This window comes from Bacillus sp. G16, from assembly GCF_021282335.1.
GTDB classification, from domain to species: Bacteria; Bacillota; Bacilli; order Bacillales; family Bacillaceae; genus Bacillus; species Bacillus inaquosorum.
In genome coordinates, this window is the sequence record NZ_JAJSOZ010000006.1 from 212237 (window position 1) to 232761 (window position 20525).

The 20525-nt window shown below is 44.3% G+C and carries 23 protein-coding genes; 1 reads left to right on the forward strand and 22 read right to left on the reverse strand.

The features are described from left to right. Position 1 precedes the first annotated feature (1 nt). From bshA to LWH95_RS09910, 5 genes are read right to left on the reverse strand one after another with little or no spacing between them, the layout of a single operon-like run. Positions 2-1135, reverse strand: a complete 1134-nt coding sequence (bshA, locus tag LWH95_RS09890) for an N-acetyl-alpha-D-glucosaminyl L-malate synthase BshA (protein WP_019258741.1) — start codon at positions 1133-1135, stop codon at positions 2-4. Beyond that, positions 1132-1842 (reverse strand): bacillithiol biosynthesis deacetylase BshB1, encoded by a 711-nt coding sequence (gene bshB1 / locus LWH95_RS09895; protein ID WP_232919439.1) that lies wholly within the window; start codon positions 1840-1842, stop codon positions 1132-1134. The genes bshA and bshB1 overlap by 4 nt, the downstream gene beginning before the upstream one ends. Beyond that, positions 1835-2248 (reverse strand): methylglyoxal synthase, encoded by a 414-nt coding sequence (gene mgsA / locus LWH95_RS09900; protein WP_148983081.1) that lies wholly within the window; start codon positions 2246-2248, stop codon positions 1835-1837. The genes bshB1 and mgsA overlap by 8 nt, the downstream gene beginning before the upstream one ends. Positions 2249-2263: 15 nt before the next feature. Further along, positions 2264-3067: a 4-hydroxy-tetrahydrodipicolinate reductase gene (gene dapB, locus LWH95_RS09905; RefSeq protein WP_004398043.1), complete on the reverse strand. Its 804-nt coding sequence runs from the start codon at positions 3065-3067 to the stop codon at positions 2264-2266. 11 nt (positions 3068-3078) lie between these two features. Next, on the reverse strand, positions 3079-3414 hold the full coding sequence (locus LWH95_RS09910) for a nucleotide pyrophosphohydrolase (protein ID WP_004398044.1): 336 nt from the start codon (positions 3412-3414) through the stop codon (positions 3079-3081). Between the two features lie 139 nt (positions 3415-3553). Here LWH95_RS09910 and LWH95_RS09915 point away from each other — a divergent pair, with 139 nt between their 5' ends. Further along, positions 3554-4426: a YitT family protein gene (locus tag LWH95_RS09915; RefSeq protein WP_004398045.1), complete on the forward strand. Its 873-nt coding sequence runs from the start codon at positions 3554-3556 to the stop codon at positions 4424-4426. A gap of 40 nt (positions 4427-4466) precedes the next feature. Here the strand turns inward: LWH95_RS09915 and ypjB are convergent, their stop codons facing one another. The 17 genes from ypjB to trpE all read right to left on the reverse strand — a co-directional run bounded on the left by ypjB (position 4467) and on the right by trpE (position 20360). Beyond that, positions 4467-5261, reverse strand: coding sequence for a sporulation protein YpjB (gene ypjB, locus LWH95_RS09920; protein ID WP_004398047.1), 795 nt, complete (start codon positions 5259-5261; stop codon positions 4467-4469). Positions 5262-5329: 68 nt separating this feature from the next. Next, positions 5330-5923, reverse strand: a complete 594-nt coding sequence (locus LWH95_RS09925; RefSeq protein WP_004398049.1) for a DUF1405 domain-containing protein — start codon at positions 5921-5923, stop codon at positions 5330-5332. Between the two features lie 111 nt (positions 5924-6034). Further along, positions 6035-6802 (reverse strand): menaquinol-cytochrome c reductase cytochrome b/c subunit, encoded by a 768-nt coding sequence (locus LWH95_RS09930; protein ID WP_004398051.1) that lies wholly within the window; start codon positions 6800-6802, stop codon positions 6035-6037. A 34-nt stretch (positions 6803-6836) separates the two neighbouring features. Then, complete coding sequence (gene qcrB, locus LWH95_RS09935; RefSeq protein WP_003225560.1) at positions 6837-7511, reverse strand: menaquinol-cytochrome c reductase cytochrome b subunit; 675 nt, start codon at positions 7509-7511, stop codon at positions 6837-6839. A gap of 1 nt (position 7512) precedes the next feature. After that, positions 7513-8016: a ubiquinol-cytochrome c reductase iron-sulfur subunit gene (locus LWH95_RS09940; RefSeq protein WP_004398062.1), complete on the reverse strand. Its 504-nt coding sequence runs from the start codon at positions 8014-8016 to the stop codon at positions 7513-7515. A gap of 142 nt (positions 8017-8158) precedes the next feature. Further along, a complete protein-coding gene (locus LWH95_RS09945; RefSeq protein WP_119913961.1) occupies positions 8159-8605 on the reverse strand; it encodes a YpiF family protein in 447 nt (148 codons plus the stop codon). A gap of 54 nt (positions 8606-8659) precedes the next feature. Beyond that, on the reverse strand, positions 8660-9199 hold the full coding sequence (locus LWH95_RS09950) for a ReoY family proteolytic degradation factor (protein WP_003225551.1): 540 nt from the start codon (positions 9197-9199) through the stop codon (positions 8660-8662). A 71-nt stretch (positions 9200-9270) separates the two neighbouring features. Continuing rightward, a complete protein-coding gene (locus LWH95_RS09955) occupies positions 9271-10542 on the reverse strand; it encodes a tetratricopeptide repeat protein (RefSeq protein WP_232919441.1) in 1272 nt (423 codons plus the stop codon). Positions 10543-10892: 350 nt separating this feature from the next. Further along, a complete protein-coding gene (gene aroA, locus LWH95_RS09960) occupies positions 10893-12179 on the reverse strand; it encodes a 3-phosphoshikimate 1-carboxyvinyltransferase (RefSeq protein ID WP_004398069.1) in 1287 nt (428 codons plus the stop codon). Between the two features lie 11 nt (positions 12180-12190). Further along, on the reverse strand, positions 12191-13306 hold the full coding sequence (locus LWH95_RS09965) for a prephenate dehydrogenase (protein ID WP_148983079.1): 1116 nt from the start codon (positions 13304-13306) through the stop codon (positions 12191-12193). Between the two features lie 48 nt (positions 13307-13354). Continuing rightward, entirely contained in the window at positions 13355-14437 is a 1083-nt protein-coding gene (gene hisC, locus LWH95_RS09970) for a histidinol-phosphate transaminase (protein WP_148983078.1), read from the reverse strand. 11 nt (positions 14438-14448) lie between these two features. After that, positions 14449-15252, reverse strand: a complete 804-nt coding sequence (gene trpA / locus LWH95_RS09975) for a tryptophan synthase subunit alpha (protein ID WP_148983077.1) — start codon at positions 15250-15252, stop codon at positions 14449-14451. Further along, positions 15245-16447: a tryptophan synthase subunit beta gene (trpB, locus tag LWH95_RS09980; protein WP_232919442.1), complete on the reverse strand. Its 1203-nt coding sequence runs from the start codon at positions 16445-16447 to the stop codon at positions 15245-15247. Before trpB ends, trpA begins: the two co-directional genes overlap by 8 nt. Continuing rightward, positions 16428-17075: a phosphoribosylanthranilate isomerase gene (locus LWH95_RS09985; protein ID WP_148983075.1), complete on the reverse strand. Its 648-nt coding sequence runs from the start codon at positions 17073-17075 to the stop codon at positions 16428-16430. The genes trpB and LWH95_RS09985 overlap by 20 nt, the downstream gene beginning before the upstream one ends. 4 nt (positions 17076-17079) lie before the next feature. Next, positions 17080-17832 carry an indole-3-glycerol phosphate synthase TrpC gene (gene trpC, locus LWH95_RS09990; RefSeq protein ID WP_060398904.1) on the reverse strand — a complete coding sequence of 251 codons (753 nt, stop codon included), beginning with the start codon at positions 17830-17832 and terminating at the stop codon, positions 17080-17082. Beyond that, complete coding sequence (trpD, locus tag LWH95_RS09995) at positions 17825-18841, reverse strand: anthranilate phosphoribosyltransferase (RefSeq protein ID WP_133487119.1); 1017 nt, start codon at positions 18839-18841, stop codon at positions 17825-17827. The genes trpC and trpD overlap by 8 nt, the downstream gene beginning before the upstream one ends. Next, positions 18813-20360, reverse strand: a complete 1548-nt coding sequence (gene trpE / locus LWH95_RS10000; RefSeq protein ID WP_133487117.1) for an anthranilate synthase component I — start codon at positions 20358-20360, stop codon at positions 18813-18815. The genes trpD and trpE overlap by 29 nt, the downstream gene beginning before the upstream one ends. Positions 20361-20525: the final 165 nt, after the last annotated feature.

Here is a 20525-nt window from a genome sequence, read left to right on the forward strand (position 1 = left end):
ATCACTCCGGTTCTGCTAAATCGGCATAAATCTGTTCATACTGGCTGACAATTTTTTGTGAAGAAAATTCATTTTTGAGCATTTCCATTGCCGCCTCTGTAAACCGCTTGCTTAGCTGTTCATCTTCTAAAATACGCATCGCGCTGGCTGTTGCGGCTGCAACATCGCCGACATCCACCAAAAATCCGCTCACATTATTCTTAATAACCTCCGGGATACCGCCAATGTTTGTTCCGATACAAGGCACCCCGCAAGCCATCGCTTCAAGCAGGACAAGGCCAAAGCTTTCTTTTTCAGACAGCAGCAGCTTCAAATCGCTAATGGAATAAAGCTCCTCAACACGATCTTGATTTCCAAGCATTAAGACTTGGTTTTCCAATCCATATTTTCTGACAAGCTCACAGGCTGTCGATTTCTCCGGGCCGTCTCCGACTAAAAGCAATTTTGCTTTCGTTTTGCCGGCGATATTCCGGAACACACGGATGACATCCTGCACACGTTTGACCTTTCTGAAGTTAGACACGTGGATGACGACTTTTTCGTCTGGTAAAATACCATGTTTCTCTTTAATCACCGCTGTGTTTTTCTTCAGATACACGCGCTCGTCTATAAAGTTATAAATCGTTTCGATTTTTTTCTCCGGTTTAATTAAATCGTATGTTTCAGCTGCAAGCGCTGAGGAGACAGCTGTCACCCTGTCTGATGCCTCAATGGCAAAACGGATCAGATCTTTTAGAGACGGGTCATACCCTAACACCGTGATATCCGTACCATGCAAAGTGGTCACAATGCCAATATTGCGTTTTAGCATCTGCTTTGCAAGATAGGCGCAAACCGCATGCGGGAGAGCGTAGTGAGCATGGATAATGTCTAAATTCTCCCGTTCCGCCACCTCGGCGATTTTGCTTGCCAATGTCAAATCATACGGCGGATACTTAAAAACAGCATATTGATTAACCTCAACTTCATGAAAATGAATATTGGGATGATATGTATTCAGTCTAAACGGAATGCTTGACGTGATAAAATGGATTTCATGTCCTTTTTCAGCAAGCTGCTTCCCCAGTTCTGTCGCAATGATACCTGAGCCTCCGACGCTCGGATAGCATGTGATCCCTATTTTTAGTTTTTTCATTGTTCGCCCCCAAGCACATCATGATCAAGCATCAGCATCCGTTTGGAAAAGAAACCTTCGGCATACCCCACTCCCGCTTCTTTACCGTAAAGCTTTTCTCTCGCTTCAACGATCTCGATATAACCATTTGTCAGAGGTGTTGAAACTGAATCCTTTGACGGTATAAACTGGCTTTTGTAGGCATTAAGGCTTTGTTTCTTGGCCTCTATTGTATCCGAGATATCAATAACAAAATCCGGCTGATGAAAACCATTTATCATATAATAGTAAACCTTGCTAACTTTATGCGCGGGAAGGCTTTTTTCGTCTTTATATTTATGGATTCCGGCGGAAAAGATTGCTTCTTCCACCAGTGCTGCCGCATTGCCGTGATCGGGATGGCGATCCTTTTTATACGGCATAAAGACTGCTTTTGGCCGGCAGGTCCTGATGACACTGACTAACGCCCGAATTGCCTGATCACTCATCATCAGGCCGCGGTCTGGAAGCGTCAGCTGAATTCTTTTTTCTGCACCTAATATTCGGGCTGCTTCCGCTGCTTCCTCTTTACGTAAGCTAACCGTTCCGTTTGAAGAGAGTTCCGCTTCGGTCAAGTCGCATATAATAACTTTTTTCCCCTGTTTGACAAACTTCGCTATTGTGCCGCCCATTCCGATCTCGACATCATCACTGTGGGCGCCAAAAGCAAGAACGTCAGCATTATACATTCGGCTCTTCTCCCCGAAGAAGATTGCGGAATTCAAAAACACCTTCATCAAGTGTGCGGACAAGAATTTCCGCAGTACCCATATTTGTGGCGAGCGGGATGGAATACACATCACATAAACGGATTAATGCCGAGACATCCGGTTCATGCGGCTGCGCGGTCAGCGGGTCGCGCAAAAAGATGACAAGATCGAGTGCATTGGCTGCGATCAGCGCACCGATTTGCTGGTCTCCCCCTAAAGGGCCGGATTGGAAACGTTCAATGTGAAGATCTGTCGCCTCTTGAATTTTCAACCCTGTTGTTCCGGTTGCGTATAGATCATGATGACTCAAAATATCCCGATAGGCAGTCGTGAATTGAACCATATCCTGTTTTTTCTTGTCATGCGCGATCAAAGCAATTTTCATCATTTCTCCCCCTGTCTAATCAATGATATTTTCCAGTCCGTACACAAGCTGATCAATCTTCATGACTTGTTCGACTGACAATTTAACACCTGACATGAAAGAAGCGCGGTTATAGGAATCGTGGCGGATCTGAAGCGTTTGACCATCCATGCCGAACATGACTTCCTGGTGTGCAATCAGTCCCGGAAGACGGACGCTGTGCAAGCGGATACCGTTTTGCTCCGCTCCTCTTGCTCCTGGAAGAATTTCTTTTTCATCCGGATGTCCTTGCTGCTTTTCTTTACGAACCTCTGAAATCATTTCTGCTGTTTTAAGCGCCGTTCCGCTTGGTGCGTCAAGCTTCCGGTCATGGTGAAGCTCAATAATCTCAACATCCTCAAAGTAGTTTGCAGCCATTTTCGAAAATTTCATCATCAGTACCGCACCAAGCGCAAAATTTGGAGCGATGATGGCTCCAATTCCCTTCTCTTCTGTTAAAGATGTGAGCTCTTTTAAATCAGCTTCTGAGAATCCGGTTGTTCCGACAACCGGACGAACTCCGTGCTCTAATGCAATTTTTGTATGTACTTTTCCGATTTCAGGCGTAGTCAAATCAATTAAGACATCCGGCTGTGTTTCTGTAAAACAGGCATGGATATCTGTGTAAATCAGGGCATCTGACTCAACAGACATCACATCAGATAATTTTTGCTGGTCGTATGTATGGTCTATGGCCCCGACAAGGTCAAAATGAGGTGTTCGTTCCGCCAATTTAACAGCTTCCTGCCCCATTCTTCCACGCGGTCCTGCAATGACTACTTTAATTGTTTCGTTTGACATCTTAATCTCCTCTACTTTCCTTCTTCTTTTCTGGTCCAGCGATCTTTATCTCTCGTATTAAATTTATGCATGACTCGGTCGTGGGCTTCCTCTAAAGAGATATCTAAAGAGTTGGCTAAACAAACCAATACAAACAGCACATCGCCCATTTCCTCTTCCATGCTTTTATCATCTTCAGTCGCTTTTTTTGGTTTTTCTCCATAACGATGATTGACTTCTCTGGCAAGCTCGCCCAGTTCTTCGGTCAGCCTCGCCATCATGGCAAGCGGGCTGAAATATCCTTCTTTAAATTGGCCGATGTAACGGTCCACTTCAGCCTGTATGTCTTTCATTGTTTTATCACTCACTGCACGAAACCTCCTATCATCCTCTTACATGTTAGCTAATTCAGATACGTTTGACAAATGTTTAAGCACGTTTGCTGTTTTCTTTTTCATCCACTATAATATAAACGCTATCTAATGGAAGGAAAAGGGGTTTTGTGTGATGCTTGGAGAAATTAGATTAAAAAACATATTTTTTATTTTAATCGGAGCGGCGATTTTTTCATTTGGCTTGGTTCATTTCAATATGCAGAACAATCTGGCTGAGGGCGGTTTTACAGGTATTACACTTTTGCTTTATGCCCTTTTCCACATCAGTCCCTCTATCTCGAACCTGGTTTTGAATATTCCGATCTTTTTTATCGGCTGGCGTTTGCTTGGCAGGACAATGTTTGTTTACACCCTTGTAGGCACTGTAGCATTGTCTCTGTTCCTCAGCATTTTTCAGCGATATGAAATACATATGCCTCTTCAGCATGACTTAGCGCTCGCTGCTTTATTTGCCGGCGTGTTTATCGGAGCCGGATTAGGCATTATTTTTAAGTTCGGCGGTACGACAGGCGGAGTTGATATCATTGCCCGTTTGGTCAATAAGTATTTTGGGATTCCGATGGGCAGAACGATGTTCGCTTTCGATGCCTGCGTCATCATTTTGTCTTTGCTTACTTACCTCTCCTATAAAGAAGCGATGTATACCCTGGTGGCTGTATTTGTAGCGGCAAGATTAATTGATTTTATTCAGGAAGGCGGATACGCTGCTAAAGGGGCGACCATCATCTCTTCGAAAAACGACCTGATCCAGAAAAAGATTCTTGAAGAAATGGAACGAGGCGTCACCATTTTGAAAGGACAAGGTTCCTATACAAAAGAGGATATAGATGTACTTTATTGTGTGGTGCCGAAAAACGAATTGGTGATGCTGAAAAGTGTGATTAACTCCGTTGATCCTCATGCCTTTGTGGCAGTAAGTGATGTCCACGATGTACTCGGAGAAGGATTTACGCTTGATGAAAATAAAAATCCGCTTCCCCGCTGACATTTAATAGAAAAAAGGCGGCTGCCGCCGCCCCTCATGCTCATTTAGGGTAGTCCCGTTTTTTCAGCTTGTTTTTCTCCGCTTTGTACTTTCTGTAGCCGACATAGGTGAGAGCCGTAATGATAATACTGCCGGTTGTGATGATCACCCAGAGTAAAGACGGATCGGCATCATCCTCCTCCACCCTGTCAAATACATTTTTCAGATCATGCTGAAGAAGAGAAAGCCGTTCAAGCTTCGTGCTCTCAGTCATTTGCTGAAATTCCTCTTGCTCAATGACGTCTATATGTTTTCCCACTGTTTCAAGCTGATCCTCTGATACATCGATTGTAAGACTTGGATAAATCAAATCATATAAACTGATAAATTCATTCCATTTTTCATGAAAGCTCGTACTTTCATTCTTTTGGACATCCTGCTTCAGTTCAGCAAAGGCTTCCATAATCGGTTTTTCCAGTGATCCCCAAAGCGGATCAGACCGATTCTCCACCGCATCCATCAGCATTCTGAACTGCGCGGCTGCTCTGAGTTTTTGTGTATCAGATGTATCAGCCTGCTTTAAACTCCGTACCATATCGTTATAGCCCAGTGTGATTTGACGGATTTGGGCTCCGGTTAGCATGGGGTCTTGCTGTTTTTTTTCAGCGGATTTTAGTGTTTTTTCAAAGTAAGCAAGGACTTGCAGCGCCTCTTCATATTTCGACTGGCGGGTCATTTGAAAGACCGTATCGGATAAATCGTTCAATTCTTCGAGGCTTCCCCGCTCTGCAGCCTTGGCATTTCCATTATAAAAAATAAGAGCAAGCAACAAACAGATCGTAAGCTTTCGTTTCATGCAGGTCCCTCCCACTCTCTCTCCTTACAGAATATGAAGAAAGGGACAAGGATAGACCAACATTGTCTTTACATCAGCTCAAGCTTTGATTGCTTTTTCGAGACCACAAGAAAGTAAGCCAGCCCGATTGAAAAGATGCTCAGCCAAAATGTTCCGTACCCTATATCAGTCATATAATCAGAAAGCATAGAGTACTTCGGCATCATTTCAAACAAGTAATCAATGACATCGTTATGCAGCGTCCAGACGGCAGCAATTGCAAGATGCCAAAAAGAAAAACGAAAATACGGACTGTACAATACGCCTTGGACTGCCATTGCAAAATGCGAGACAATCAGCATATAGCCCTCCCACGGCAAGTCACCTGTTACAGCTAGTACAAGAAAATTCATAACGACCGCCCATAGGCCATACTTTACGAGGGTGACTAGCGCAAGCGCCTCAAAGAGCGGGGCGTTCCGTTTCATGATAAAGGCGAGCAGCACAAATAGAAAGAAAAACGTTGCTGTCGGACTGTCCGGAACAAAAACGAGGAAACGGGCCGGTGTCTCCAGAAGCTGCGGCAAATACCAGTAGTATCCGTAAACCGTTCCCAGAAAATTGATGGCTAAGACCAGAATAAGCACCGTCCGCTGTCCTAATACATATTGAAACCATTTCACATCATATCAACTCTCAGTCTGTAAAAAATAATATGTCCATATAAAAAAGCTGACGCCGGGTCAGCTTTTGATAATAAAAGTATATCCTTCCATTTCGCAATTCACAATACGTTATTTTGCGGTTGTTTCAGAAATGAATTTCGCAAGTTCTTCGAGCTGCTTATCATTCCCTTTAAACACACCCGCCGGCATTTTGCCTTTCCCTTCAACAGCGATTTTTTTGATTTCTTCCGGTTTCAGTCCGCTGTCAACCAATGAAGGCCCGGCCGCTCCCCCTTGGAGGTTATCCCCATGGCAAGAAATACAGCCCTGCTCCTTAAATACCTTATATCCCTCTGCATTGGTGTCAATGTCAGCTTCTTTTGTGATTTTCCCCTGTTCTTCTGCCTTGGCCCAGTCATGAGTAGCAACTGACTGCCACGTCAAAAACACAGCAGCAGAAATGGCCAGAAGCATCATACCGACAGCAACAGGGCGCTTCCACGGCCTTCTTTCTGTTCCTCTGTCAAGGAATGGCGCCAAAAGCAGGGCGCCAAAAGCGAGTCCCGGCATAATCATGGCGCCGACGACTGTAAAACTCCCGGCGGCGTATTCATACTTCAACAGCTGGTATAAGAAAAGAAAATACCAATCCGGCAGCGGAATATAACCTGTATCAGTCGGGTCCGCCATCCGCTCCAAAGGCGGCTGATGCACAATCGTCAAAACAAGAAAACCGATCAGAAAGACAGCTCCAACCATCCATTCCTTCAACAAGAAATTCGGCCAGAAAGCCTCTGTTTTACCGGGATACTCCGAATAATCCTTCGGTATATTCGGCTTTTTTTCAGCCGGTATCCTTGAGTCGCCTACAAATTTCATCCCTTTGCCCCGGTGCATGTCATCCCCTCCCTTTTATTCGCAGATCAAGAGTTTAAAGCGGTCCTGAAATCCCCTGCTTCCGGATCATAATAAAATGTGCAGCCATCAGCCCGAACAATGCGGCAGGAAGAAAGAATACATGGATCGCAAAAAACCTAGTCAGCGTTTGGGCGCCTACAATATCCGGGTGCCCCGCAAGGAGTGTTTTGACTTGCGTCCCGATCAAAGGCGTGGCTTCAGCGATCTGCAGCCCGACTTTTGTTGCAAACAGAGCCTTCATGTCCCAAGGAAGCAAGTAGCCTGTAAAGCCAAGCCCGAGCATGACAAAAAAGATCAGCACACCGACAATCCAGTTCAGCTCGCGCGGCTTTTTATACGCCCCTTGGAAAAAGACCCTCAGTGTATGTAAAAACATCATCACAATGACCAGGCTCGCACCCCAGTGGTGCATTCCCCTGACGATCTGGCCGAATGCCACTTCATTTTGCAAATAATATACCGATTCCCAGGCATTTTTGATATCAGGCACATAGTACATCGTTAAAAACATTCCAGATAACACTTGGATAACGGTTACAAAAAACGTCAGTCCCCCAAAGCAATACACAAACGCAGAGAAATGATGGGCGGGATTCACATGTTCCGGTACTTCGTGATCGGCAATATCCCTCCACATCGGTGTAATATCAAGCCGCTCATCTACCCAGTCATAAATTTTGTTCAGCATGTCACCCTTCCCCCTTAGGCTTTGCTTTTCCAAGATACAGGAAGCCGTCTTTTACTTCTTGCTCATAATGATCAAGAGGCGAAAGCGGCGGCGTGCCCGGGACATTGGTGCCGTCCTTTTCATAGAGTCCGTAATGGCATGGACAAAAGAATTTATTCGGGTTTTTAGGATCACTATTCCAGTTCACCGTACACCCTAAATGCTTACAAATTGGCGAAAGTGCTACAATTTCATCCCCGTTTTTGAAGACCCAGGCTGATCTTGACTCTTCTGACTCATACCAGGCATCGACTTGATTAATTTTGAAATCAAAACGCTGCGGCTCTTTTGTCAGCTCATCTACGCTGACAACCTGAACCATGTCCTGCTTTCCTGTCGATTTTAATACCGGGTCGAGTGCAAAGCGAACCATAGGCATGAGCATACTAGCCGCCATAAAACCCCCTACGCCTGTGAGCGTATAATTCAAAAATTGACGTCTGGATATATCATGTTTTCCGCCCATCTCTTCTCCCCCCTCTAGGTCACCCCTGCAAACTGACTAAAATAGAAAATATTGCAATAACTCTAGACACCCTCATAATATATGAATCTCTCAGCAAGGTCAATATAGCCAAAATATTGTTCATAAGGAAATGTAAGTGTTTTTACGAGGTGCTCCACAACTGTAACAAAACGTTCAAAATTTCAGCAGTACGTTCATCTAATATTTTTCTTTTTAAAGAGTCATTTAAATGCTCTAACGGAACAGACGGTGTCACAATGATTTTGCCTAACGCATCCTCACTATTCCAATTTTCGTCAGACGTGAGCAGTACAACATGCGGAAATTCTGATATAAGCTCTTCCCGCAGGTCCTTAAGTCCTTGAACGGTTTTTTCATTTCTATCAACATATGTATAAGGGGGCAGTAAATATACCCGTCCCTTTAACTGCCTTTCTAGTTCATCTGACAGAAGCTGTGTGAATTCTCCTTTCTCTGCCGTTATTTTGAAATGCGCACCTACTTTTATGTTAATTAATGGAATGACAGCGGTATCAATGTAATCTTTAGCTTGTAAATAGTCCTTGGCATCAGTGATTCTCCACCTCATCGTTCTCCCCCTTTACGACCACAAGCCTTGCAATACGCTGCAAGGCTGGTCATATTATGTGAGCTGATTCAATTGGCGCGATAATTGTTCAAATGCTTCTTTATCATGACGATCTAGCGCGTCGTCAATGTCTTTTAATAATTTTTCTCTTTGGAATGTGGAAATAGCGTGCTCTAAAATTTGTTCAGCCAACCCCTGATCTTTTTTGTTCTCAAACAGATCCTTCGGAATATGAGGGTTAGACTCCAGCACCGCCGCATACTCAGGTGAGCTGTAAGCTGAACGGAAATTAAGCTGGATAAACAAATCCTGCTGTTTATTTAATCTAATATCATGAAAAGATTTTTCCGCGTCGGTTGTCATGACATTCTCTTTATAGAACCGAAACGGAACTTCTTCAACACAATGTGTTGACATTATAATGCCTCTCGGGCAAAATTCTGCCTGCTCCACAAAATGAACCTTCTCCATGAGAGAATCATGGCTCATTAAGTAGTTCAAGATCCAAACGCACTCTCGGCGCTTTAACTGATAATGGTTTAAAAACCAACGGATAAAATCCTTTTTCTCATTGACAGAAACAGGGGTCTGCATGTAATTCCCTCCTCTATCGTTCGTATAATCTATATACTTATATGTTCCACACGAATGGTGAATATTCCTGCTTATCTAGAAAATTCATCCTCGATTCGCAAAATCGTTTCTTCCAGCTCTTCATTGGCTCCGTCAATCTCGAGAACCTTTTTCAAAAGCGGCAGTGCTTCTTTTTGAAGTCCTTCTTCTAATAGGAAGCTTGCGTATTCATATAAGAAATCTCTGTCCTCACGGTAGTGAAGAAAGGCAGCCTCAAAGGATTGTTTTGCTTCCTCGTATTGCTCTAATTCGGTATATGCGCTCGCAAGATACCAATTGTATTTCGGATCTTCTTCCCCGTAGCCGCGCACCTCTTGAATAAGATCAATGATCTGTTCATAATCCTCTTCATTATGATACACGGCAAGAAGTGTATGAAGTGCCTCAACAAAGCCCGGATCAAGCGCAAGCGCCTCCTGAAGCAGCTTTTTCCCATCTTCTGACTTCCCGATTTTCAAGGCCATTTTTGCGGCATAGAGGAAAAGTTCTTTGTTATATTCATCATATCTGATACCCTCTTTTGCCGTTTTTAATGCCTCTTCATACATTCCTTCAGCTTCATAACTTTTCGATAGCGGCATATAAAGTGAAGAATAAGATGGATCAAGCTCCTTTAAATCAGACAGCTGCTTAATAGCTGTTTTAACAAGCCCCGCCTGTAGGGCTGTAAACCCATAGCCGAAAATCGTATTAGGATCAGGATTCTCATCAACAGCTTTCTCGTACCACGGAATGGCATCCTCAAATTCACCTGAGGCACTTAACGATTCTGCCAGTCTTTGATGGACATTAACGCCTCCGATCTCACTCTGCTCCTCAGCCGTTGTTTTAAAATATTGAACCGCTTTTGCATAAGCTCCCTGAGTAAAATAAAGTTCGCCCAGCGCAAAATCAATAACGGGTTCATTGTCCAGAATGGACTTTGCCTGTAAAAGCTTTTGCTCACTGACTTCGAATAACCCCTGCATTTGATAAAGATCCGCCATAAGCAGCAAACTTTCCGGGTATGATGGATCTGTTTCCGGAATGGTTTCCAGCACAGCAAGGGCTTTTTCTTCTTCGTCAATATCTATTAAAAGTTCAGCGTAAAAATTCGTCAGTTCTGTTTCATTTGGATATAAATCATGTAAATCACTGATCAGTGAAATTGCTTTTTCTACATTGCCCCACTCGTAATAAAGCTGGGCAGCGATGGCTTTATCTTCATCATGGAGCTGTTTTTCAGCCTTCGAGAGAGTGTTGAGGCCTTTTTCTGTTTCACCTGCTTCAACTAATTTTATGGCTTCTTGAATCAATGTATTCAAATCGGACCGGTCCTTTCTTTTCCTATACAACATCAACCATACAAAAAAGCTTTATTTGTTCGGGTTAATCTTATCATAATTCAGACGAATGTCCCCGGCAAATAAGATGCTTGCTGTACGGCAGGGAATTATTGAGTCTTATTAGTTTACCAAAAGATCTTGAGATAGAAAATGAAAAAAGGAAGATCGCCCTCTGTACAGTAAAGCAGCTCTATGACCTGCCGGCTTGTAAGTAAAGCGCATCCCCCCCCTTTTCGTTTTTCTTTTCCCTCTTAAGACAAGCTATGTTTTTTTCCCTCGCATTATGATTCTCACATTCAATCTGCACAACAAATCCTGAAGCAAGAACTTCAGGATTTGTTTGAAAGCTTATTTAAATGCTCGAAGAAGGTTGGATAAGAAACATGAATGGCATCTGTCTGCTCGATTTCAATTGGCTCCTCCGTTATACAGGAAGCGATACCAAGCATCATTCCGATCCGATGATCTCCATGGCTGGACACTGTTGCGCCGCCTTTCAGTGTTTGTTTGCCATAAACCTTCATTCCATCTGCTGTCGGTTCAATCTCAGCACCCAGCTTACGAAGCTCGGAAACCACGGTGTCAATGCGGTTTGTTTCTTTTACTTTAAGCTCTGCCGCATCCTTAATAACGGTAGTTCCTTCCGCCTGAGTTGCAAGAAGCGCGATGATAGGGATTTCATCAATTAAACGCGGAATGATATCTCCTCCGATTTCAACCGCTTTTAGAGATGACGTTTCTATGACCAAATCTCCATAAGGCTCTGCACTGTCGGCAGCAGACGGTTTGACTTCAAGTTTTGCCCCCATGTTTTGAAGGACGTCAATGATACCTGTCCGAGTCGAATTTAAACCTACGTTTTTCAATACAATCTTGCTGTTTGGAACAATTGCGCCCGCAGCAAGGAAAAAAGCCGCTGAAGAAATGTCTCCAGGAACAAAAACATCTGCAGCTGTCAGTTTCTGGCCTCCTGCAATGGAAACACTCGTTTGATCTTCAGAAAGTTTAACGCCAAATGCAGAAAGCATCCGCTCAGTATGGTCCCGAGATTTATGAGGCTCTGTGACGGTTGTTGTGCCCTCAGCCTGTAATCCGGCCAGTAAAACAGCAGATTTAATTTGCGCGCTTGCAACAGGTGATACATAATCAATTCCTTTTAATGAAGAGCCGCTCACTGACAGCGGTGTAAATTCTCCGCCGGCTCTGCCGTCGATTTTAGCCCCCATTTGTTTCAAAGGCTCAGTGACACGTTTCATCGGGCGCTTCGCAATGCTCTCATCTCCAGCTACCGCGCTGTAAAATGGACGGCCCGCCAAAATGCCGAGCATCAGGCGAATCGTTGTACCTGAATTTCCGACATCTAAAAGGCTTTCTGGCTCGCTCAAGGAATCGATTCCTTTTCCGTGAATCACTACATCGCTTCCGTTTTGCTCAATTTCAACACCCATTTTTCTAAAGCAATCAATCGTGCTCAGACAATCCGCTCCCGGCAGAAAGTTTTTAACAGTTGTTGTGCCTTTCGCTAATGCACCGAACATGACGGAGCGGTGTGAAATGGATTTATCACCAGGAATGTGTATTTCTCCGTTTAAGGCCTGCACCTTTTCTCTTTTCATTATTTTCCACCTCAATCAGCATAAAAAGTTTCATATTCCGCCCGGGCTTCAATGCATTGTTCAGCCCGTTTGCGGTCGTCATCAGACTGAAAACTGATTCTTAGAATCCCGTTAATATCTTCTCGTGTTTCAATAATACGGATATTCGTGATACTGATGCGCTCCGCAGCTAAGATAGCCGTTATCTCGGAAATCACACCCGGATGATCGGGAACATCCACGTATAAATCATAAAATGCAGGTATCGCGCCCTTCTGCCGAAGCGGCAGCCCGTCGCGATAATCCTTGGCCGTTTTAAAATAACGAAATAGATTTTCCGAATCTTCTTGTTCTACATATGTCCGGATCTTCTCGATTTCACGAATCCACTCATCAAAACGGTCCAAAATTTTATCTTTATTATGTAATAGAATATCCCGCCACATTGCCGGGCTGCTTGATGCAATCCTTGTAATATCCCTGAACCCGCCGGCAGCAAAACGCTTAACAAGCGGATAAATCTCTTCCGAATGATGGGTTTGGTGAACAAGGCTTGCTGCGACAATATGCGGAAAATGACTGATCACGCTTGTAACGCCATCATGCTCTTCTGGCGACATTTCCACAAAATGGGCATTCGTCCCCTTCAGCAGGCTTTTTAACTGCTCTACCGCTTGTCTGTCCGTTTTATGGCCTGGCGTTAAAATATAAAATGCATTTTCAAACAGGAACTCCTTCGCAGCGGCCACTCCTGATTTGTGTGAACCTGCCATCGGATGCCCTCCGACAAATTGATAGCGGCTAGGCAGCACTTTGTCTGCGTAATGAACCACTTTTTGCTTTGTGCTTCCTACGTCGGTAATCAAAAGCTTATGTTCAATTCCTGAATGAGCCAGCTCATCAAGCATAAGCATCGTTTGCGCGACAGGCGTCGCAATGATTACTGTAGCCGCCTCTTTCGCACCGCTAATAAACGAATCAGCACGCTCGTCTATCACACCTAATTTTAAAGCGGCAACCACCTGTTCATCAGAGATGTCGATTCCGATAATCCGTTTGCCGGGATGCTTTTTTTTGATCGCTAACGCAATCGAACCGCCTATCAATCCGAGACCGGCGAGCAATATTGTATCTTTGATTTGGTTCATATGTCATCACCTGATTTATAGACTAAAGAGGTGATATTTGATCACCTCTTACAAAATTTCAGCTAAAATTGCAAGAATTTCTTCATTTTGCTCTTTTGTTCCGATCGTAATCCGGAGTGATGTCGGGAAACCTAATGCATTTCCCGACCGGACAATATAACCTTTTTCCAGCAGAGCCTGAAACAGTTCATCGGCCGGACGGTTAAAGTCAATTAACACAAAGTTTGTCTGTGAAGGGTAGCACTTTAAACCATGAGTCTTCGCAAAATCATAATATTGCTGAAGGCCTGCTTTATTTTGCTCGACACAGGAAGCAATAAACACTTGATCATCAAGCGCTGCGATCGCAGCAGCCTGGCCTAGACGGCTCGTGTTAAACGGCTCTCTTGCCGGCTCAATCTGGCGAATCAGGTTCTCGTCAGCAATTCCGTATCCGACTCTGAGCGCAGCCAGACCGTAAGCCTTTGAAAATGTCCGTAATATCATCAAATTGGAGTACTTGTTTAAGAGCGGCACAGTCTCCGGGTAATCCTCTGCTGTTACATATTCATAATATGCTTCGTCTAGAACAACGAGGACACGAGATGGAACGCGCTCCAGAAATGCGAGTAATTCCCCTTCTGATGTATAAGTGCCTGTCGGGTTATTTGGGCTGCATATCCAAACGACTTGTGTCTGTTCGTCAATCGCTTCAAGCATGGCGTCTAAATTATGTGAGCCGTCGGGCCGAAGTGCGATTTCACGAACTTCAGCACCTTCAATGACCGCATTATGTTTATATTGCGGGAAAGTCGGAGCAGCAGTAATCGTGTTCGTCTTATCGTTTAAAAATGCCCGGCAGATGATCTGAATGATTTCATCTGAACCATTTCCGAAAATAAGTGATGTTTCGCTGACATTGAGGTGCTCACTGAGCCTTGTGCGCAAAGCGGCGCTATATCCGTCCGGATAAAGCGCAAGCTGTTGAATTTCATGATGAAGCGCCTCTTTTGCAGCTTCTGAACAGCCGTACGGATTCTCGTTTGAAGCAAGCTTCACAACTTTATCCAAGCCATATTCTGATTTCACTGCTTCAATCGGCTTACCAGGCTGATAAGGCTTCAGCTGTTTTAAATGTTCTTTGATACGCAAATCCAGTCACCTCATTTTAAACTGTACAAGCCGCCAAACGCCGTTGCGTAATCTTCAAACTCCTGCAGCGCTTGATCTCTCGTTTCAGCGCTGATGAGCCGGTCCTTTAATTCTTCTATTTTTCTGACGAGCGCACTTCCCACTACGACACCGTCACAAATTTCATTCATCTTCATGACTTGTTCGCGGTTTGATATACCGAACCCTACAGCAACCGGCACAGCGCTAAGATCCTTCACTGTCCGGATGAACGGATACACAGATGGATTGAACTCATTGCGGACACCGGTCACACCTAGAGAAGATACACAGTAGACGAAGCCCTCGGCTTGTTCAATAATGGTTTTCAAACGGCTTTCGCTTGTCGGCGCAACCAAAGAAATATACGTCACCTCATGGTTTTTGCATTCGGCTTGAAGGCTGGCGCTTTCTTCTAATGGCAGATCCGGAACAAGCAGACCGTCAATATGATTTTCCCGCAGTAAAGCGAAAAAGTATTCTTTGTTCAATTGTAACACAGGATTATAATACGTAAAGAGGATAATCGGAATATTCACTCCGTTTTTTTTCATTTCTCCGCCTAATTCGATTGCCTTTACGATATTCATTCCATTATTAAGCGCCCGCTTCGAAGCCCGCTGGATTACCGGACCGTCTGCAAGCGGGTCTGAGTATGCAACACCAAGCTCCAGTGCCGTGGCACCCGCTTTTTGGAGAGACTTCGCCAGTTCAACTGAAACCTCAGGCAATGGATCGCCCGCCGTAATAAACGGGACAAACAATTTTTCTGACGCTTGAAGGTCTAATTTAAACATGCGCTTTCACCTCTTCTTCCAATACATTCATTAAGGTGTTGACATCCTTATCTCCCCGTCCTGATAAACAGACGAGAATCATTTGATCGCGATCCATCTCTTTAGCAAGTTTGAATGCTTTTGCTAACGCATGGGCAGATTCGATTGCCGGCAAAATCCCCTCTTTTTCTGACAAGAGTTTTAATGCATCCACCGCTTCTTCATCTGTGATACTGTCATAAGTGACTCGGCCGCTCTTATGCAAATAAGCGTGCTCTGGACCGATTCCTGGATAGTCAAGTCCTGCTGAAATGGAGTAAGGCTCAATAATTTGCCCGAACTCATCTTGAATGAGATAAGTCAATGAACCGTGAATGACACCTACGGTTCCTTTCGAAATAGTAGCGGCATGAAGAGGGGTATCAATTCCTTTTCCGGCTGCTTCAGCGCCGATGAGTTCAACATCTTCATCTAAAAACGCCTGAAACATGCCCATCGCATTGCTTCCTCCGCCTACACACGCCACCACCTTATCTGGCAGAGCGCCTTCAATGCGTTTCAGCTGATCCTTTGCTTCCTCACCGATCATTTTTTGAAATTCACGGACGACCTGCGGATAAGGGTGCGGTCCGACAACTGATCCGATCATGTAAAAATGATCCTCGCAATGCTGAACCCAGTACCGGATCGCCTCATTTGTGGCATCCTTCAATGTGCCGTTTCCGCTTGTTACAGGCACAACCTCCGCTCCAAGAAGCTTCATTCGGAAAACGTTAAGAGACTGGCGAGCAACGTCTTCCTCGCCCATAAATACAGTGCAGGAAAAGCCGAATTTAGCTGCGACTGTCGCAGCGGCAACGCCGTGCTGCCCGGCGCCAGTTTCAGCAATGATTTTGGTTTTGCCCATTTTTTTAGCAAGCAGCGCTTGGCCTAGCGCATTATTGATTTTATGAGAACCTGTATGGTTTAAATCTTCTCGTTTCAAATAGATTTTTGCACCACCTAAGTATTCAGTGACTCGATCAGCGTATGTCAATGCAGTCGGCCTGCCGGAATAGTCATTTAACAGCTTGTAATATTCGTCACGAAAAGCGGGATCATCCTTGATCTCTTTAAATGCAGTTTCAATTTCTTCTAACGGCTGCATGAGTGTTTCCGGAACAAATTTTCCGCCAAAATCGCCGTATCTTCCTATTTCATTCGGGTATGGATACATATCGGTTCATCCTTTCTTCTAAAAGCCTCATCAGATTTTGATCTTTTTGTCCGTTTTTTTCGATTCCGCTGGCAAGGTCAATTCCTATCGGCTGCCATTTCAATAGGTCTGTGATGGTGTCCGGATTCACGCCGCCTGCGATAAAGCAGCGTTTGCCCGCAGCCGCCTGCTGATATTCCGGCACACAGTCCCAAGAAAAAGCAACACCAGTGCCGCCTCTTTGCCCTTTTACAGATGAATCAATCACAAAGCCGTCCACACCATCTTTAAAACGGGCTATTTCTTGAATTGTGTTCTCATGATGGTGAAGCGCCTTCCATATTTCGCAACCTGTCAGCATGCGAAGAGCATCGGCATCCGCCGGTTCCTCATCACCGTGAAGCTGAATGACGTCGAGATTTAAGTCTTCGGCAATGCGTGACATTGTCTCTATCGATTCATTAACAAAAACACCCGCAACCTGTTTTTCGACATGAACTTGACTCAGCCACTTTTTCACATTTTGCGGAGATACTTTCCGTTTGCTTTCAGCAAAAATAAAGCCCAGATAATCAGCCTGTGAATCCGCTGCAAGCTGCAAATCCTGCAGTGACCGTATGCCGCAATATTTTAATGCCGGTTTCTTCACAACCTTACTCCCCAAACAAAGCATGGATTGCTTTTTGCTGTGATGTTTGTCTCATCAATGATTCACCGATAAGCACAGCTCGTGCTCCATGTTCTTTGACAAATGTTAAATGTTCTAAAGAACCGATTCCGCTTTCGCTGACAAGCAGGGATTCTTTCGGTACGAGAGATGCGATTTGTTCTGTCTGCATTATAGAGGTTTCAAATGTTTTTAGGTTTCGGTTGTTTATGCCGAGAATAGCAGGCATAAATACTTTCAATATTTGTTCAAGCGTTGAAGCATCATGAACCTCTACTAACACGTCCATCTCCTTTTCACCTGCTTCAAGATATAATTCATGGAGGTGTAAGGGATCAAGCACCTCGCCGATTAACAGTATGGCATCCGCTCCGATTCTTTTCGATTCCTCCACTTGAAGAGAATCAATAATAAAATCTTTTCTGAGTACAGGAATTGATACAGCACGCTTTACGTCTGATAAATAGCTGTTTTCCCCTTGAAAAAACGGGGTGTCTGTTAATACGGAAAGCGCATCTGCCTGCGCAGTTTCATAGTCTTTTGCAATCTGTACAGGGACAAAATCCTCTTTAATAAGCCCTTTTGACGGTGACGCTTTCTTTACTTCGGCAATCAATCCGATAAACCGATTCGGACTTGCCAGCGCCTCTTTAAATGAACGTTTTTCGAAAAGCTGCTCTTCCGGCAGTACCAGTGTTTTTACTTCTTCTTTCTTTTGTTTGATAATATTTTCAAGCATAGATCTCTTCCTCTTTCTGCTTTAGTCGTTCAAGCTGCGCGGCAGCGCCTCCGCTTGTAATCGTCTCTAACGCCAGCTCCGTTCCTTCCTTTAATGAAGCGGTTATCCCCGCCGTGTATATCGCAGCCCCTGCATTAAAAGCAGTAATAGATAAAGCGGAACTGCTGCTTTTATTTTCAAAAATATTCTGAATGAGACAGGCACTCTCTTTCGGTGACTGCACTTGTAAATCTTCAATTCTGCCATTTGCAAAACCGAAATCTTCGGGTGAAACGGTGTATTCCCGGCGCTCTCCGTCCTTTAATTCAATCACATCAGTCGGTGCTGTAATTGAAAGCTCATCTAAACCGTCGCGGCTGGATACGAACAGGACATGCTTCGGCTGAAACGTTTCCAGTGCGCTTGCCATCAGTCCCGCTTTTTCAGCGGAATAGACCCCGATCACCTGACGCTTCGCCTGCAAAGGATTGCTGAGCGGTCCAAGCAGATTAAATACCGTTCTGAAACCTAGTTCTTTTCTAGTACCCGCTACATGTTTCATAGACGAATGATAAAGCGGCGCAAAAAGAAATCCCATGTTGTTTGTTTCAATGCTGCTTTTGACCTTTTCGGGAGTAGTTTGAATTGGAACCTCTAGCTCCTCTAAAACATCAGCGCTTCCGCTTTTAGAAGAGACAGAGCGATTGCCGTGCTTAGCAATTTTCGCACCGGCTGCTGAGGCAACAATTGCAGATGCCGTTGAGATATTAAAAGTGGAAATACCGTCTCCTCCGGTTCCGCATGTATCTACAACATCAGGAAGTCCATCTACTGTAAGAGCGTGCGCCCGCATCGCCTTCACAAAGCCCGAAAGCTCTTCTGGCGTCTCTCCCCGATGAGCAAGAATAGACAATATACCGCCCATTTCAGAAGGAGTCATTTCCGCTGTCATCATCATATTCATCAGCGCTTCTGCCTCACTGGCAGTGAGTGTTTTTCCGTCAACGCACAATTGTAGAAATTTGTTCATCAGCTTTATCCTCCTTGCTATGGAACATGTCTTCTGCAATATGAATCGTTTTCAGCAGCGCACCGGCTTTATTACAGCTTTCTTCGTATTCGGCTTCCGGAACAGAATCCGCAACAATACCAGCACCTGCTTGTATCGTTGCAACACCGTCCTTTACGCTCATAGTGCGAATCGTAATACAAGAGTCGATATTACCGTCAAATCCGATGTAGGCGATGCAGCCTCCGTATGTCTCTCTCGGTGTTGGCTCCAGCTCTTGCAAAAGCTGCATGGCACGGATTTTTGGTGCGCCTGTTAACGTTCCCGCCGGGAAAGCGGACATCAGTGCATCGACAGGATGAACCCCTTCTTTCAATCGGCCTGTAACCACCGAGATAATGTGCATGACATGTGAAAAGGAGACAATTTTTGTGAACTCCGGCACAGAAACAGATCCATATTCTGCTACTCTGCCGATATCGTTCCGGGCAAGATCAACGAGCATGTAGTGCTCTGCTTTTTCTTTTTCATCCTTCATTAGCTCAACTTTGAGTTTTTCATCTTCCTCTTTGTCTGCGCCCCGTTTTCTCGTTCCGGCAATCGGATGGATTTCCAAGTGCCCGTCCTGAACGTGGATTAACCGTTCCGGAGAGCTGCCGACTATTTCTCTGTCTTGGAGTTTCATATAGTACATATACGGAGAAGGATTGACGATCCGCAGCACTCGGTATAACTCAAAGGCATCTGCTGTTATCGGAATCTCAAATTTTTGTGACAAAACGCCTTGGAAGACATCGCCCGCTTTTATATATTCTTTGATTTTTTCTACATCAGCCATAAAAGCCGATTTTTCATAATTAGAAGATACTGTCTCAAAGCTGGGCGTCTTATATGAATCAGCAGAGAGAAACAGCTCTTTTATGTTTTTTTGATCCATCATTTTTTCAATGAGATCTTGGAGCTCTTGATGATTTTGATGAAACACATCGATTTTTTCGTTTTCAGTTTCCTGTCCATTGAGTCTTGCATATTGGATAAAGTGGACATTTTTGGTTTCATGATCATACGCAATTATTGTCCGGCAAACAAACAGCATACACTTTTCCATTCCTGTTTCTTTTGTATGCGGAGGAACAGAAGGCTCAATTAGCGGGATCATATCATAACTTAAGTACCCAACAGCTCCCCCGACAAAAGGAATGCCAAGCTCTGGCGTTTTGATGTTGTACGTGGAATTCATCCAGTTCAGAACTTCTTTGAGTTCATCTCCTGTGTAAAGAGATCTGCCGTCCTGATCAGCGGCTGTAAAACGGCTCTGCTCTTCTTTAATTGTGAGAAATGGATTCAGGCCGACAAACGAATATCTCGACCAATTGGATGTATCATCCTTGCTTTCAAGAAGATACGTAATCTCCCTGTCGAGCTTCTCTATCATTTGAATGGGTGTCAGCGTATCGACTGTGAAGGTCTCCACAATCGGTATGGTGTGGTTGGACAAGCTGTCCTGTAAAAATGCAGAAATGTTTGATTGGAAATTCATTGCTCTCACTCCTTATGGCAAGGAGAATGAGAAGATGGCATGAGAGGATAAACTATTATATAACAAATAAACCCAAAAGAAAGGCTTCTTTTGGGTAGAATAAACATACATGTCTCAGCTCAACTAAACTCATTCTCTGCTACCCTATTCTCTAACTCAACTCAT